The sequence below is a fragment of the Mycolicibacterium sp. CBM1 genome, assembly GCF_054073305.1.
Genome location: NZ_JBSXPP010000001.1, coordinates 312,140 through 327,381 on the forward strand (window position 1 = coordinate 312,140; position 15,242 = coordinate 327,381).

The 15,242-nt window shown below is 69.2% G+C and carries 12 protein-coding genes; 7 read left to right on the plus strand and 5 right to left on the minus strand.

Translation table 11 applies throughout. From position 1 onward, the window contains the following. Positions 1-10 precede the first annotated feature (10 nt). Positions 11-2,164: an FUSC family protein gene (locus tag ACXDF8_RS01505; protein ID WP_457221699.1), complete on the plus strand. Its 2,154-nt coding sequence runs from the start codon at positions 11-13 to the stop codon at positions 2,162-2,164. A 6-nt stretch (positions 2,165-2,170) separates the two neighbouring features. On the opposite strand, the gene ACXDF8_RS01510 is transcribed toward ACXDF8_RS01505, so the two are convergent. Further along, a complete protein-coding gene (locus ACXDF8_RS01510; RefSeq protein WP_457221474.1) occupies positions 2,171-3,148 on the minus strand; it encodes a pirin family protein in 978 nt (325 codons plus the stop codon). Positions 3,149-3,184: 36 nt separating this feature from the next. Further along, complete coding sequence (locus ACXDF8_RS01515) at positions 3,185-4,882, minus strand: phosphoenolpyruvate--protein phosphotransferase (RefSeq protein ID WP_457221475.1); 1,698 nt, start codon at positions 4,880-4,882, stop codon at positions 3,185-3,187. A 103-nt stretch (positions 4,883-4,985) separates the two neighbouring features. Here ACXDF8_RS01515 and ACXDF8_RS01520 point away from each other — a divergent pair, with 103 nt between their 5' ends. The 4 genes from ACXDF8_RS01520 (at position 4,986) to ACXDF8_RS01535 (ending at position 9,114) form a co-directional block, all read left to right on the plus strand. Beyond that, positions 4,986-5,765: a DeoR/GlpR family DNA-binding transcription regulator gene (locus ACXDF8_RS01520; protein WP_457221476.1), complete on the plus strand. Its 780-nt coding sequence runs from the start codon at positions 4,986-4,988 to the stop codon at positions 5,763-5,765. After that, entirely contained in the window at positions 5,762-6,769 is a 1,008-nt protein-coding gene (pfkB, locus tag ACXDF8_RS01525; RefSeq protein ID WP_457221477.1) for a 1-phosphofructokinase, read from the plus strand. Before ACXDF8_RS01520 ends, pfkB begins: the two co-directional genes overlap by 4 nt. Beyond that, positions 6,766-8,766 (plus strand): PTS fructose transporter subunit IIABC, encoded by a 2,001-nt coding sequence (locus tag ACXDF8_RS01530; protein WP_457221478.1) that lies wholly within the window; start codon positions 6,766-6,768, stop codon positions 8,764-8,766. The genes pfkB and ACXDF8_RS01530 overlap by 4 nt, the downstream gene beginning before the upstream one ends. A 90-nt stretch (positions 8,767-8,856) precedes the next feature. Further along, positions 8,857-9,114, plus strand: a complete 258-nt coding sequence (locus tag ACXDF8_RS01535; RefSeq protein WP_457221479.1) for an HPr family phosphocarrier protein — start codon at positions 8,857-8,859, stop codon at positions 9,112-9,114. A 15-nt stretch (positions 9,115-9,129) separates the two neighbouring features. On the opposite strand, the gene ACXDF8_RS01540 is transcribed toward ACXDF8_RS01535, so the two are convergent. The 3 genes from ACXDF8_RS01540 to ACXDF8_RS01550 all read right to left on the minus strand — a co-directional run bounded on the left by ACXDF8_RS01540 (position 9,130) and on the right by ACXDF8_RS01550 (position 12,664). Beyond that, positions 9,130-10,332 (minus strand): NAD(P)/FAD-dependent oxidoreductase, encoded by a 1,203-nt coding sequence (locus ACXDF8_RS01540; RefSeq protein ID WP_457221480.1) that lies wholly within the window; start codon positions 10,330-10,332, stop codon positions 9,130-9,132. A gap of 17 nt (positions 10,333-10,349) precedes the next feature. Next, positions 10,350-11,729 (minus strand): MBL fold metallo-hydrolase, encoded by a 1,380-nt coding sequence (locus ACXDF8_RS01545; RefSeq protein ID WP_457221481.1) that lies wholly within the window; start codon positions 11,727-11,729, stop codon positions 10,350-10,352. Between the two features lie 65 nt (positions 11,730-11,794). Beyond that, positions 11,795-12,664 (minus strand): sulfite exporter TauE/SafE family protein, encoded by an 870-nt coding sequence (locus ACXDF8_RS01550; protein ID WP_457221482.1) that lies wholly within the window; start codon positions 12,662-12,664, stop codon positions 11,795-11,797. 199 nt (positions 12,665-12,863) lie between these two features. Between ACXDF8_RS01550 and ACXDF8_RS01555 the strand changes: the two genes are divergently transcribed. Together ACXDF8_RS01555 and aqpZ are read left to right on the plus strand one after the other, a co-directional pair. Continuing rightward, positions 12,864-14,303 carry a chloride channel protein gene (locus ACXDF8_RS01555; protein WP_457221483.1) on the plus strand — a complete coding sequence of 480 codons (1,440 nt, stop codon included), beginning with the start codon at positions 12,864-12,866 and terminating at the stop codon, positions 14,301-14,303. A 162-nt stretch (positions 14,304-14,465) separates the two neighbouring features. Beyond that, positions 14,466-15,224, plus strand: coding sequence for an aquaporin Z (aqpZ, locus tag ACXDF8_RS01560; RefSeq protein ID WP_457221484.1), 759 nt, complete (start codon positions 14,466-14,468; stop codon positions 15,222-15,224). Positions 15,225-15,242 lie beyond the last annotated feature (18 nt).

Below are 15,242 nucleotides of genomic sequence, written 5' to 3' on the forward strand. Positions count from 1 at the left end.
GGGCGGCTTCATGCTGAACCCGGCCGCTCTCTGGCGCCGGGCCGTCGATCGCATCCATGAACGCGATCCCGAGAACGACGGCGCCCGGCGGGCAGTGCGGGCCGCCCTCATCATCCCGCTCGCCGCGGCGGTCAGTTTCGCTGTCGGCGGGGGTTCGCAGACCCCGCTGTTCACCATCTTCGGATCGATCGCGCTGCTGATCGTGGTGGACTTCCCCGGCAACATGAACGCCAGAGCGTTGGCCTACTGCGGCCTGGGCTTCAACGGCGCGGTCCTGATCAGCCTGGGCACACTGGCCGCGCCCTACCCGTGGCTGGCGGTGCCGCTGATGTTCTTCCTCGGGGTGGCCATCAGCTTCTCCGGCGTGCTCAGCGAGACCATCGCGGCCGGTCAGCGGGCAACCCTGCTGACCTTCGTGCTGCCGGTGTGCACGCCGGTGGGCCCGCTCGGCGAGCGCCTCGCCGGCTGGCTGATCGCCCTGGCGATCTGTGTGCCGGCCGCACTGTTCCTGTTCCCGCCGCGCCACCACGGTGAACTGCGCCGCCACGCCGCCGCGGTCTGTGCGGTGCTGGCCGAGCGCATCGAAGGCAACGCTTCGGCCGGCGACGTCACCACTGCGATGGACGCGCTGCGGTCCAACTTCCTCGGCGCCGCCTACCGTCCGGTGGCACTGACCGCGGGCAGCCGCGCCCTGGTACGGGTGGTCGACGACCTGCAATGGCTGTGCGATCGGGTCACCGGCGGCACGGGCGAACTGCTCGGGCCGATGGGCGAACCGGTGGTGCGGGTGCTGCGGGACTGCGCCCGGGTGCTGCGGATCACCCAGCCGGGAGCGCGGGAGACCGAACGGGCCCAGCTGGCCGGCGCCCTGCTGGTGCTGCGCAGCGTCGCGGTGGGCAGCTACCGGCAAGACATCGTCGACCTGCTCGCCGAGAACGACGACGCCGCGGCCGTGGAGTTGGGCCGCACGCTGCTGAGCAGGCGCACCGTCGGAGCGGCCGTCGGCGTCACCGGCCGCCTGATCGCCGCCGCCGCGGCGGCCGACGCCCGGCCTGTCCTGGCTCGGGTGCTGGGCCGCCAGCTGCCCGAGACCGGGGTGGCCGACCGGGTGTACTCCGAGACTGCCGCCGTCACGGCATTGACCAGCGGCCATGTAGCGACCAGGTCGGTCACGGCCCGCAACAGCCTGCGTACCGGCCTGGGCCTGGCACTGGCGGTGTTGGTCACCGTCGTGTTCCCGGTGCAGCACGGGTTCTGGGTGGTCCTCGGCGCGTTGTCGGTGCTGCGCAGCAGTGCACTGACAACCGGGACGACAGTGGTGCGCGCCGTCAGCGGCACGGTCATCGGGTTCATCCTCGGCGCAATCGTGATCGAGGTACTCGGCGTCGATCCCGTGGTGCTGTGGGCGTTGCTGCCTGCGGTGGCGTTCGGTTCGGCCTATGTGCCCGAGATCGGTTCCTTCACCGCCAGTCAGGCCGCGTTCACCATGATGGTGCTGATCGTGTTCAACCTGATCGTGCCCAGTGGCTGGCAGGTCGGCCTGATCCGGATCGAGGACGTCGTGGTCGGCGCCTCGGTCGGGGTCATCGTGTCGCTGCTGCTGTGGCCGCGCGGGGTGAAGGCGTCGGTGCAACGGGCGATCGACGCGGCCTGCGCCGTCGGTGCGCGTTATCTGCGGGCCGCGGTCCTGCGCATCACCCGCGGCGCCTTCGAGGCTGCCGAGAACCAGGTCAACGCCTTGAGTCACGACGCGCTGAGCGCGTCGCGAACACTGGACGATGCTGTTCGACAATATCTTTCGGAGAGCGGTGGCCCGACTGATTCGCGGGCTCCGGTCGTCAGGGCCGCCAACCGTGCGGTGCGCCTGCGGGCCGCCGCCGACCTGATCGCCGACACCGTGCCGCCACCGCTAGGGGTGTACCCGCGGGCGCGGGAGGTGCTGGAGGCGCACGCGGCGGCCATCTGCGCCCGCCTCGACGGCACCGACGCCACCGCCACCGCGGGCCCGATCAGCGATGATCTGGTGCCCGCGCTGCGCGCCGAGGCCGGCGGCGGTGAACTGGCGGTGTCGGCGGCGCTGGCGCTGGTGACCACGGCCGCCAGCCTCGGCGAGTTGGAGTTGACCTACCCGCCGGTGCCGGCCGCGACACCCGCGCACGCCTGAGCCGGATTACCCGCGACCGCTCCGGTGCGGCATCAACGCGCCGGGCGGGATGGTGCCGAACCGCCCGGCCTTGAAGTCCTCCAGCGCCTCGATGACCTCCGACTTGGAGTTCATCACGAAGGGTCCGTAGTGGAACACTGGCTCGCGAATCGGCTTGCCGCCCAACAGCAGAACCTCCAGGGCGCCTCGGTTGGAGTCCTGGGTGGAGCCGGCGGTCACCGTGATGCGGTCACCGGGTCCCAACACCGCCAGCTGACCTTGCTCGATAGGGTGCCCGATCGGTCCGACGGTGCCGCGGCCGGAGAGCACGTAGACCAGCGCGTTGAACTCGCGCGGCCAGCCCAAATTCAGCTGGGCTCCGGGCTCGATAGTGCTGTGCGCCAACGTGATCGGGGTGTGCGTCGCGCCGGGTCCGGCCCAGCCGTCGACCTCGCCCGCGATCAGGCGCACGAGTGCCCCACCGTCCGTCGAGGACAACAGCCGCACCGCGGCGCCCTCGATCGACTGGTAGCGCGGTTGCGCGAACTTGTCCCGGCGAGGCAGGTTCACCCACAGCTGGATGCCGTGGAACAGCCCGCCGCTGTCCACCAGTTCGGCCGGCGGTGTCTCGATGTGCAGGATGCCGGCGCCGGCGGTCATCCACTGGGTCGCGCCGTCGGCGATCAACCCACCGCCGCCGTGTGAATCCTGGTGGGCGAAGCGGCCGTCGATGATGTAGGTGACCGTCTCGAACCCGCGATGCGGGTGCCAGTCGGTGCCTTTGGGTTCACCCGGTGCGTAGTCGACCTCGCCCATCTGGTCCATGTGGACGAAGGGATCGAGGTCGGCGGCGCTGACGCCGGCGAACGCGCGCACGACGGGGAAGCCCTCCCCTTCGTATCCGCGCGGCCCGGTGGTGACGGAGCGGACCGGCCGCTCGCTGTCGGCCGGGGTCGCTGCGCTCACCCGCGGCAGGGACAACGCATCTGCGCTGACTGCTGGCATGCCCGCTACAACCGGACCGCGGTCCGATTCATTCCGTCAGCCGAGCACAGCCATTGCCGCGGCCCGCGCCTCGGCCGCGCTGGCCGTGGTCAGCACCGCGTCGGCGGCTTCCCGGCACTGCTGCAGGCTGACCGACGCCAGCTTCGCGCCCACCCCGTTGACCGCCGCGGCGGCCGCGGACAGCGAGGTGACCCCGAGACCGGTCAGCACGCAGGCCAGCAGCGGGTCGGCCGCCGCTTCGCCACAGACCCCAACCGGCTTGCCCACCCCGGCGCCGGCCCGCGCGGTCTGGGCGACCAAGGCCAGGACGCCTGGTTGCCAGGGATCGGTCAGGGTGGCCAGCTGCGCCGACATCCGGTCGGCGGCCATCGTGTACTGGGCCAGGTCGTTGGTCCCGATCGACAGGAACTCGACGTGCTCGAGGATGCGATCGGCCAGCAGAGCGGCCGCGGGGATCTCGATCATCACCCCTGGCACCAGCCCCCGGCTGCGGGCCCGCTCGGCGAACCGCCGCGCCTCGTCCGGCGTGGCGATCATCGGCGCCATCACCCACGGCGCATTGCCGGTGCTGGTCGCCGCGGCGGCGATGGCATCGAGCTGGCGCTCCAGGACGTCGGGATGCAGCGCTTCGATGCGGATACCGCGTACCCCGAGTGCGGGATTGGCCTCGTCGGGGTGCCCGACGAACTTCAGCGGCTTGTCGGAGCCGGCGTCCAGGGTCCGGATGACCACCTTGCGGCCGGCGAACGCGTCGAGCACCTCCGCGTAGATGGCGGCCTGCTCGTCGACGGTCGGCTCGGTGTCGCGGTTGAGGAAGCACAGCTCGGTGCGGAACAACCCGATGCCCTCGGCCGGGGTTTCGCGTGCCGCGCGGGCGGCCGAACCGTCCTGAACGTTGGCCAGGATCGACACCGGATGACCGTCGGAGGTCGCCCCGGGCCCGGTCCAACCGGCCATCGCGGCCGTCGCGGCGTCGGCTGCCCGCACTGCGGCGTCGGCCTCGGCCGGATCGGGTGAGACGCTCACGGTGCCGTGGGTCCCGTCGATCAAGACCTCGGTACCGGCGGTGACGTCGTCGAGCCCAGGCACGGCGACGACACACGGGATGCCGAGCTGGCGCGCGATGATCGCGGTGTGGCTGGTCGGGCCGCCCAGCGTGGTGGCCAGCCCGACGATCAGCGCAGGGTCCAGCCCCGCGGTGTCGGCCGGCGCCAGGTCCTCGGCGCACAGGATCGACGGCTGCGCCGGCACCGGCACCCCGGGCTCCGGCAGGCCGCTCAGTTCGGCCATCACCCGGTCGCGGATGTCTCGCAGGTCGGTGACCCGCTCCGCCATCAGGCCGCCGAGCTGGGTGAACAAGTCGACGAATTGGGCGGCCGCCTCGGCCGTGGCCCGTACCGCGGGAGCACCTTCCTTGACCCGCTTCTCGGCGGCGCCGAGCCAGGCCCGGTCCTGTGCGAGCATCGCGGTGGCCGCCAGCACCTCCGACGCGGCTCCGGTCGCGCGGGCGGCACGCTCCCGCAGCCGCTCGGCGACGGTGGCCGCGGCGGCGGTGAATCGGGCCGCTTCCGCATCGCGCTCCCCCTCGGCGAGCTGGCCACCGGGATCGAGGTCGTCGACGGCGGGCAGCGACCCCGGCCGGATGACCGGCGCGTAGCGGACGCCCGGAACCACCGGCACCCCGGTGAGGACCGGTCCGGCACCGAGTGAGGTAGGTGTAGAAGAGGCGGTCATGTGAACCACGTTACAACAATTCGTTGACAAGTCAACACGAACGGGAGTAAAACAACACATACCAACATCCCATTCGGTCGTCATCCAACACAAACGGAGAATCGTGTACCCGGAAGAACGCCAGCAGGCCATCGCCGCTCAGGTGCTGGCGCAGGGGCGCGCCTCGGTGGCCGAACTCGCCGTGGCCTACGACGTCACGACCGAGACGGTCCGGCGCGATCTCGCCGTCCTGGACCGGGCAGGCGTGGTGCGCCGGGTGCACGGCGGTGCGGTGCCGGTGCGGGCGCTGCACGTCGTCGAGCCCGACGTCGACGAACGCGAGATCACCCGCGCCGAGCACAAGGAGTCGATCGCCCGGGCCGCCACCGAGTTCCTGCCGCTGGCCGGCGCGAGCGTGCTCTTCGACGCGGGCACCACCACCGCCCGGGTGGCCTCGATGCTGCCCGCCGATCGCGAGCTGGTGGTGGTCACCAACTCGGTGCCGATCGCCGCCCGGCTGGCCCCGATGCCGTCGGTGACCCTGCAGTTGCTCGGCGGCCGGGTGCGCGGGCTGACCCAGGCCGCCGTCGGCGAGCCGGTGCTGCGCAGCCTCGACACCATGCGGGTGGACATCGCGTTCATCGGCACCAACGGGATCAGCGTGCGCCACGGCCTGTCCACCCCTGACAGCGACGAGGCCGCCGTCAAACGCGCGATGGTGCGCTGCGCCAACTACGTCGTCGTCCTCGCCGATTCATCCAAGGTGGGCCGCGAGGAGTTCGTCAGCTTCGCGCCGATCGAGCGCGTCGACGCACTGGTGACCGACTGCGAGATCAGCCCGACCGACCGACACGAACTCACCGAGGCCGGCGTCGAAGTCGTCCTGGCAGGAGCGCAACCATGATCGTCACCGTCACCGTCAACCCGAGCATCGACCGCACGGTCACACTGCCGGGCCAGTTGGTCCGCGGCAGCGTACAGCGGGTGCAGTCGGTGTCGAGCGAACCCGGCGGCAAGGGCGTCAACGTCGCACGCGCTCTGACCCTGGCCGGTCTGGAGACCGTCGCCGTGCTGCCCGCCGCGGCGCACGATCCCCTCGTCGCCGCGCTGGAGTCCTACGGCGTTGCGTTCCACGCGGTTCCGATCGACGGTATGGTGCGCACCAACTTGGCGATCACCGAAGCCGACGGCACCACGACCAAGCTCAACGAGCCCGGCGCCGCGCTCGACGCACCGGCGCTGCGCGCACTGACCGAGGCGATCCTCGAGCGTGCCGCATCGGCGCGCTGGGTGGTGCTCTCGGGCTCCCTGCCACCGGGCGTAGCGGCCGACTGGTATTCGGAGGTGGTGGCCCAATTGGCGCCCTATGACTGCAAGGTGGCCGTCGACACCTCCGATGCGCCCTTGGCCGCCCTGGCGGCCGGCTTCGGCCGGGCCGCACCCGACCTGATCAAGCCGAACGCCGAAGAGCTCGCCGGGCTCACCGGTGTCGACGCTGAACAGCTGGAAGCCGCTCTGGCACAGGGTGATCCGGATCCCGTGGTCCATGCCGCCCGGCAACTGATCGACCGCGGGGCCAAGACCGTGCTGGCCACTCTCGGCGCCGCCGGCGCGGTGCTGGTCGACGCCACCGGCAGCTGGCTGGCCACCCCGCCGCCGATCAAGCCCAGGAGCACCGTCGGCGCCGGTGACTCCTCCCTCGCGGGTTACGTGCGCGCCGACGTCGGTGGTGCGCACGCACCGCAACGGCTTCAGATGGCCGTCGCCTATGGCAGTGCCGCCGCGGCACTGCCGGGTTCGGCGCTGCCGTCGCCGGCCCAGATCAACCTCGACGACGTGGCGGTCACGTCGATCTCGCCATACCCCGTCACACCCGGCACCGACACCACCAAAGAGGCAGTCTCATGACCAATTCCATCGTGTCCATCATCAGCACCGATCTGGTGCTCCTCGACGTCGACGCCGGGACCGACAAGCAGTCGGTGATCGGCCGGCTCGCCGAGCGGCTCGCCGCCAGCGGCCGGGTCAGCGACCGTGCCGCCCTGCAGGAGGCAGCCATGGCCCGCGAGGCCCAGTCGGCCACCGGCCTGCCCGGGGGGATCGCGATCCCGCACTGCCGGTCGGCGGCGGTGTCCAGCCCGTCGATCGGATTCGCCCGCCTGGCACCGAAAGTCGACTTCGGCGCGCCGGACGGCCCCGCGGATCTGGTCTTTCTGATCGCTGCCCCCGACGGTGCCGGCTCCGAGCACATGAAGCTGCTGTCCAGCCTGGCCCGCGCCCTGGTCCGGCCGGACTTCGTCGCGTCCTTGCGGGCGGCCGGATCCGCCGAGGAGGTGGTGTCGCTCGTCGACGGGGTGGTCAACCCCGCGCCCGCGGCAGCACCCGCCACGGCCACCGCCCCCGCCGCTCCGGCCGCCAGCACCGAGACCGCACGGCCCTCACTCGTCGCGATCACCGCCTGCCCCACCGGAATCGCCCACACCTACATGGCCGCCGACGCCCTGAAACTGGCCGCCGAGCGCGCCGGGGTTGACCTGGTCGTAGAGACGCAGGGATCCTCGGGCAGCACGCCGGTCAGTCCCGACACGATCGCCGCCGCCGGCGCCGTCATCTTCGCCACCGATGTCGGGGTCAAAGACCGGCCGCGCTTCGCCGGCAAGCCGGTAATCGCTTCCGGGGTCAAGCGCGCGATCAACGAACCCGACAAGATGATCGCCGAAGCTGTTGCCGCAGCCGGCAATCCGAACGCAGCACGCGTCGAGGGCACCGCCGCCACGGTGCAGGCCGGTGGACCCTCCGGCAATGTGGGCTGGGGAACCCGGATCCGGCAGATCCTGCTGACCGGTGTCAGCTACATGATCCCGTTCGTCGCGGCCGGTGGTCTGTTGATCGCGCTGGGCTTCCTGTTCGCGGGCTACGACATCGCCAACAAGCCGGCCGGGGCCACCGATTCGCTGGCGCACATCATCGCGACCACGAACTCGCTGACCAACCTGCCCAGCGGCGGATTCACCCAGTACCTGGGTGCGGTGTTGTTCACCCTCGGCGGTCTGGCGTTCGGCTTCCTGGTGCCGGCACTGGCCGGCTACATCTCCTTTGCGATCGCCGACCGGCCCGGTATCGCACCGGGTTTCACCGCGGGTGCGGTGGCGGTGTTCGTCGGCGGCGGTTTCATCGGCGGTATCGTCGGCGGTCTGATCGCCGGATTCGCCGCACTGTGGATCAGCCGCTGGAAGGTGCCGCAGTGGTTCCGGGGCCTGATGCCCGTGGTCATCATCCCGCTGTGCGCCTCGCTGATCGTCGGCCTGCTGATGTTCTTCCTGCTCGGCCGGCCGCTGGCCGCGATCACCTCCGGCCTGACGAACTGGCTAAACGGCCTGTCCGGCGCGTCGGTGATCCTGCTCGGCGTGATCCTCGGCCTGATGATGTGCTTCGACCTCGGCGGCCCGGTCAACAAGGCGGCGTACGCCTTCGCTACCGCCGGGCTCAATGTCGCCGACCCGGCCTCGCTGCGGATCATGGCCGCGGTAATGGCCGCCGGCATGGTGCCGCCGCTGGCGATGGCGCTGGCCACCACTATCCGGCCTGGGCTGTTCAGTGAGCCGGAGCGGGAGAACGGCAGGGCCGCATGGTTGCTCGGCGCCTCGTTCATCTCCGAGGGTGCCATTCCGTTCGCCGCCGCCGACCCGCTGCGGGTCATCCCGTCGATGATGGCCGGCGGTGCGGTCACCGGTGCGCTGATCATGGCGTTCGATGTCACACTGAAGGCACCGCACGGCGGGATCTTCGTGTTCTTCGCGATCGGCAACCTGGTCTGGTTCCTGGTGGCGCTGGCCGCGGGCACCGCGGTGGGCGCGTTCGCGGTGATCGGTGCCAAACAGTTCATCGGCGCCAAGGCCGCCTAAGCAACGCCGTCGCCAAACCGACGTTTGGCGGGCATTGTTCGAGTAAACATCTTCATAACGTCGAGTTCGGCACAAACCAGAAGGAACCCCATGCACACCAAGACCGTCATCGTCGGCTCGGCGATCGGACTGCACGCCCGGCCCGCCGCGATCATCTCCGAAGCCGTTGTCAACGCGGCTGTTCCGGTGACGCTCGCGGTGGAGGGTGGTGAGCCGGTCGATGCCGGTTCGGCGCTGATGATCATGACCCTCGGCGCTGGCAACGGGACCCAGGTCACCGTCGCATCCGAGGATGAGGCGGTGTGCAAGAGCATCGCCGAACTGGTCGCCAAGGACCTCGACGCCTAGGTTCGCCAGACGCCGCTAGACCAGGCCCTTGAGCATCAGCTTCCAGTACAGCAACGGCAGGCCGTACTTCTTGATGTACCAGTACGCCCGGTGCGGCGTGGTCGGGTTGAGCATCGGAAACGACGGCTGCAACTCGAAGTCGTAGTCGAACTCGGCCAGCAGCATGTCATGTGACGAGGTCACGATTGGGCACGACGAGTACCCGTCGTAGCGGGCCGTCAGCGGCCTGCCCTCGAGGTAGGCGCCGATGTTGGCCACCACCACCGGAGCCTGCTTGCGGATCGCAGCGCCAGTCTTGGAGTTCGGCGTCGACCCGGCATCACCGAGGCCGAAGACGTTGGGATAGCGCACATGCTGCATGGTGAACTTGTCGAGGTCGACGTAGCCGTTCTCGTCGCCGGTAGACAGCGGGCTGGTCTTGATCCAGTCCGGCGCGGACTGGCGCGGTACGGCGTGCAGCACGTCGAACGCCAGCGTGCCGTCGGTGCCGCCCTCGCCGAGTGCCGTCAACGAGACCTTCTTCGCGTCGCCGTCGACCGCGGTGACTTCCGACATCGTGTGCAGGTGGATTCCGTAGTCCGCGATCACTGTGTCGAGGCTGTCGGCGATCGCCGGGATGCCGAACGCGCGCGGCGTCGGCAGCACCAGGTGCACGTCGATGTTGTTCAGCACACCCTGTTTACGCCAGTAGTCACTGGCCAGGTAGGCGATCTTCTGCGGGGCGCCACCGCATTTGATGGGTCCCGAGGGCATCATGAACACCGCAGAGCCCGACCGCGTCTCGCGGATGAAATCCCACATGCGCGGCGCCAGGTCGAAGCGGTAGTTCGACGACACCCCGTTGCGGCCGATGGCCTCTTCGAGCCCGTCGGTCCGGTTCCAGTCCAGTTGGATTCCCGGACATACCACCAGCGCGTCGTACTCGTAGGTCGCGCCGTCGGCACACGTCACCGTGTTGGCGTCCGGATCGACGGCGGACACGGCGGTGCGGATCCAGGTGGCACCCCGCGGCATGACAGAAGCCTCGGGCCGGGCGGTGGCCGCGGCATCGGCCTGGCCACCACCCACCAGGGTCCACAGCGGCTGGTAGTAGTGCTGATCCGACGGCTCGATGACGGCGACGTCGTGGTAACCCTTGCGAAGCAGCCGCGCGGCGACCGTAATGCCCGCCGTGCCTCCCCCGACTATCAGGATCTGGTGTTTTGCCTTGATACGCATCATCATTCCTCTTCGACTCAGGCGTTCTGAACCGCGTCGGCCCAGGCGTTGTAGCCACCCAGGACATCACTGACATCGGTGAAGCCGTTGCACCGCAACAGGCTGGCCGCCACCGAGGACCGGTAGCCGCCGGCGCAGTAGACGACGGTCGGCAGGTGCGGGTTCAGCTCCCCGACCCGATCGGGCAGCTGGCCCACCGGGATGTTGACCGCACCCGGGATCGTCCCGGCGGCCACCTCACCCGGGTTGCGGACATCGACGATCTGCAACTCGGGAATGTCGGCCAGCCGCTCGCCCAGCGCACTCGTGGTCAGCCGGGAGGCGACCTCGACGTCGCCGCGATGAGTGAACATGACCTGGTACGGATCTGCGAGGTGACCGATCACGCGGTCGAAACCGATTCGCGCCAAACGGTTCTTGCCCTCGAGTTCCATCCCTGGCTCGGTCATCAGCACGATGTCGACGTCCGGCTTGATGACCGATCCCGCGAACTCGGCGTAGCGGCCGTCCAATCCGATGTTGATCGCGCCCCGCAGATGGCCCTGGGCGAACTCCTCCGGTGTGCGCCCGTCGACCAGCACGGCGCCGGCGGTCATCGCTTCCCGAACCTGCGCATACGTCATGGCCACCGGCGGTTCGGACTCGTCGAGCAACTGCCGGTCTTTGCGGTTGAGGATCGCGTCGTAGACGAAATACCCCGGTGCCGGCGGTTGGCCCTCGGTGACCAGCTCCATGAACGTGGCCTTGTCGGGGGCCCGCAACGCGTAGTTGGTGCGGCGCTGCTCACCCATCGTCGACCACAGATCGGTCGACAGGTTCTTCCCGCAGGCCGAGCCGGCGCCGTGGGCGGGATAGATCCGCGTGCCGTCGGGCAGCGGCATCAGTTTGTCGTGCAGCGAGTCGTAGAGCTTGTCGGCGAGTTCCTCGCGGGTGAAGCCGATCGAGGCCAGCAGGTCCGGGCGGCCGACGTCCCCGATGAACAATGTGTCACCGGTCAGCACCCCGTAGGGGACGGTGTCGGTGGCGTGTTCGTAGACGACGATGCTCAGCGATTCCGGGGTGTGGCCGGGGGTGTGGCGGAACTCGAGCACCACCTCGCCCAGCGAGTAGCGCTCGCCGTCGGCGACCGGCATGAAGTCGTACTCCGGCGCGGCCACCGAGGAGTACACGATTTTGGCGCCAGTGGCCTTGGCCAGTTCCAGATGGCCGGACAGGAAGTCGGCGTGGAAGTGGGTCTCGATGACGAGATCGATGTGCATGCCTAGTTCCTGGGCGTCGGCGATGTACTCCGACACGTCGCGCTGCGGGTCGACGACGACCGCACGACCGGTGGTCTCGTCGCCGATCAGGTAGGACGCGTGTGACAGGCAGTCGAGGTAGTACTGGTTGAACTTCATCTCGGGATTTCCCTTCTTTTCTGTGGCTCGGGGGCTGGGGTGGGTGGTGGTTGCCGCGCCGGTGTTCATGCGGCACCGGCCGACACGGGATGGGCGGTTAGGCGGCGCAGCGGGCAGGACGGAATGTGGTTGCACGCGAATGTCATTGCGGCGGCGATGGCCGTCACTGCGGCCATGACGTAGCCGGCGACGGGATGGACCTCCTCGCCGACGATCACCGAGGCCATGACCAGGACGAACCAGCCGAATACCTTACGTAGCAGATCCGGATCGACCCGGGCGGCGAACCGGGCGCCGACCAGCGCACCGAGCACCGCGGCGCCGGTGACCATGCCTGCGACAGTCCAGTCGATGCTCAGCACCGAGAGGTAGCCGCCAAGCCCGGCGAACGAGTTCATCGCGATCACCACCAGGGACGTGCCGACCGCGACCGGCATGGTCACCCCGGCGAGCAGCACCAGCGCCGGGACCACCAGGAAACCGCCGCCCGCACCGACCGTGCCGGTCACCAGGCCCAGCGCCAGTCCGATGGCGACGAGCTTGGCCACCGGCACCCGGCCCGCCGGGCCGGGGTCGACCGCTCTGCGTCCGCGAAGCATGGCGATGGCGGTCGCCACCATGATCACCGCGAACGCCACCAGCAGAACATTGCCGGGAATGAACGCGGCCAGCTGACCGCCCGCGTAGGCACCCACCATCGAGGTGGCGCCGAACAACAGCGCGGTGCGCCACTGCACCCGGCCGGCACGCGCATGCGAGACGGCGCCCACGGCGCTGGTGGCGCCCACCACCAACAGTGAGGTGGCAATGGCGTGTTTGGCGTCCATTCCGGCGACATAGGCCAGCAGCGGCACGGTGAGGATGGATCCACCGCCGCCGAGCAAACCCAGCGAGATGCCGACGAACACCGCCAGAACGATTGCCAGGGTGACCATTTCCTCAGTCCGTCCGTTGCGCCTTATACCTATGGGGGTATGTTCCTATATCTCACGATAGATACCTATGGGGGTATATGCAAGGGACGGCGGCAGGACCGGCTTCGCCAGCCGCAAGAAAGGTCTTTGGTCCCCGTCGGCCGAACCCGCGGGCATAGCCAACCTGCCCGGGGGCACCGCGCGCTGCTAGCATCCGGTGATGGCCGAGGCGAACCCGACCAGTGGCAGTAATACAGGGGGACGGCTCGGGGCGTTCCTGCGCGATTCCGGATACCTGCGCAAGTGGCTGATCCTCGGCATCGCGATCGGCATTATCGCCGGTCTGGGCGCCGTCGTGTTCTATCTAGCGCTCGACTACACCGGCCAGTTCCTGCTCGGCTACCTCGGTGGCTATCACCCGCCGCAGGCGTACGCCGACGGCGGCGGCACCGGCTCGGCCGGTTTCGTCCGGCCGTGGGCCATCCCACTGATCGTGTTCGCCGGTGCGCTGGCCTCGGCGATTCTGGTGAACAAGCTGGCGCCGGAGGCAGAGGGGCACGGCACCGACAACGCCATCGAGGCAGTCCACACCGATCCGCGGTCGATCCGGGCACGAGTCGTCCTGGTAAAGCTGGTGTCCAGCGCACTCACGATCGGCTCGGGCGGGTCGGCAGGGCGGGAGGGGCCCACTGCGCAGATCTCGGCTGGCTTCGGCTCCTTGCTGACGCGCGTATTCGACCTGTCCGACGCCGACGGCCGTATCGCGGTGTCGCTCGGCATCGGCTCCGGAATCGGCGCGATCTTCGGTGCGCCGCTGGGCGGGGCGGTCTTGGCCGCCTCGATCGTCTATCGCGAGGACTTCGACTACAAGGCGCTGATTCCCGGCTTCGTGACCTCGGGAACGGCGTACGCCGTGTACGGCTCGATCCTGGGGTTCGAGCCGATGTTCGGCTTCGTCGACCCCGGCTATCTGTTCGATCCCGCACAGCTGGGGTGGTTCGCGGTGATCGGCGTCGTCTCCGCGGCGATCGGTTACCTCTATGCCAGGTGCTTCTACGGGACGGTCGCCCTGACCCGCCGGCTGCCCGGCGGCAAGATCGTCAAGCCCGCTCTCGGCGGGCTGCTGGTCGGGCTGCTGGCGCTGGCGCTGCCCCAGATTCTGTCCAGCGGTTACGGCTGGGTGCAGATCGCCACGACCAGAGAAGGCCTGATGACGATCCCGCTGTGGATCGTGCTGGTGTTGCCGTTAGCCAAGATCGTCGCGACCTCACTGTCCATTGGAAGTGGCGGCTCCGGCGGCATCTTCGGCCCCGGCATCGTGATCGGCGCCTTCGGCGGGGCGGCGGTGTGGCGGCTGGCCGAGCTGGCTGGTGCGCCGGGCGTGCCGTCGGGCCCGGGTATCTTCGTCGTCGCCGGGATGATGGCGTGCTTCGGCAGCGTGGCGCACGCTCCCCTGGCCGTCATGCTGATGGTTGCCGAGATGACCGGATCGTTCTCGGTGATCCCCGGCGCAATGGTCGCCGTCGGTATCGCCTATCTGCTCATCATCCGCACGCCGGTGTCGATCTACCAGTCACAGCGACTGAACCGCGAGACCGCAGCGGCCGAGCGGGTCACGGTTTCGGCACCGGAGATCACCCCGGTGCGAGACGACGACTAGACACAACCGCACCAGGCTGCCCACGACTCGCCACGCGAGTCAGTGCCGATGGATGTCCAGATCACCATCTCGCCACGATTCAGCAAAAAGTCCTGCTTTCGCCATCTCGGGGTGCGATCCTTCTGCCCAACGGGCTCGATCCAACGGCGAAGGAGTTCCACCATGTCCGCTCCGAGCATGGGCCACCGGCTGGCCGCCGAGTTCGTCGGCACGTTCTGGTTGGTGCTCGGTGGCTGCGGCGCAGCAGTTTTCGCAGCCGACCCGGCCGGAGACAAATCCGTCGGCATCGGCTTCCTTGGTGTCTCCCTGGCCTTCGGCCTCACGGTCCTCACCGGTGTCTACGCCTTCGGCACAATCTCCGGCGGCCACTTCAATCCGGCGGTCACCCTGGGTGCGGCTCTGGCCAAACGCGTTGAGTGGAAGGCGCTTCCGGCTTACTGGATCGTCCAAGTGATCGGCGGGCTCGCCGCCGGCGGCGTGATCTACCTGATCGCCAGCGGCAAGCCGGAGTTCACCGCCACCGGCCACATGGCCGCTAACGGATACGGCGAGCACTCCCCGTTCGGCTACTCGCTGGCCGCGGTGGTGATCGCCGAGGTGTTGCTGACGTTCCTGTTCCTGCTCGTCATCCTCGGCGCCACCGACAATCGGGCACCGAAGGGCTTCGCTGGACTGGCGATCGGGCTGATGCTCACCCTGATCCACCTGATCTCGATCCCGATCTCCAACACTTCGGTCAACCCTGCGCGTTCGACCGGTGTCGCGTTCTTCAACGCCGACGGCGCCCCGGCGCAGCTGTGGGTGTTCTGGCTGGCGCCGCTGGTCGGGGCCGCCATCGCCGGCGTCGTCTACCCGTTGTTGTTCGGTCGCGGTGAAGAACTGGCCGACCGGCCGGTCCGCGACGACGCGCTGAAGCGCTGAAGCGCTGAGCGGCGGCTA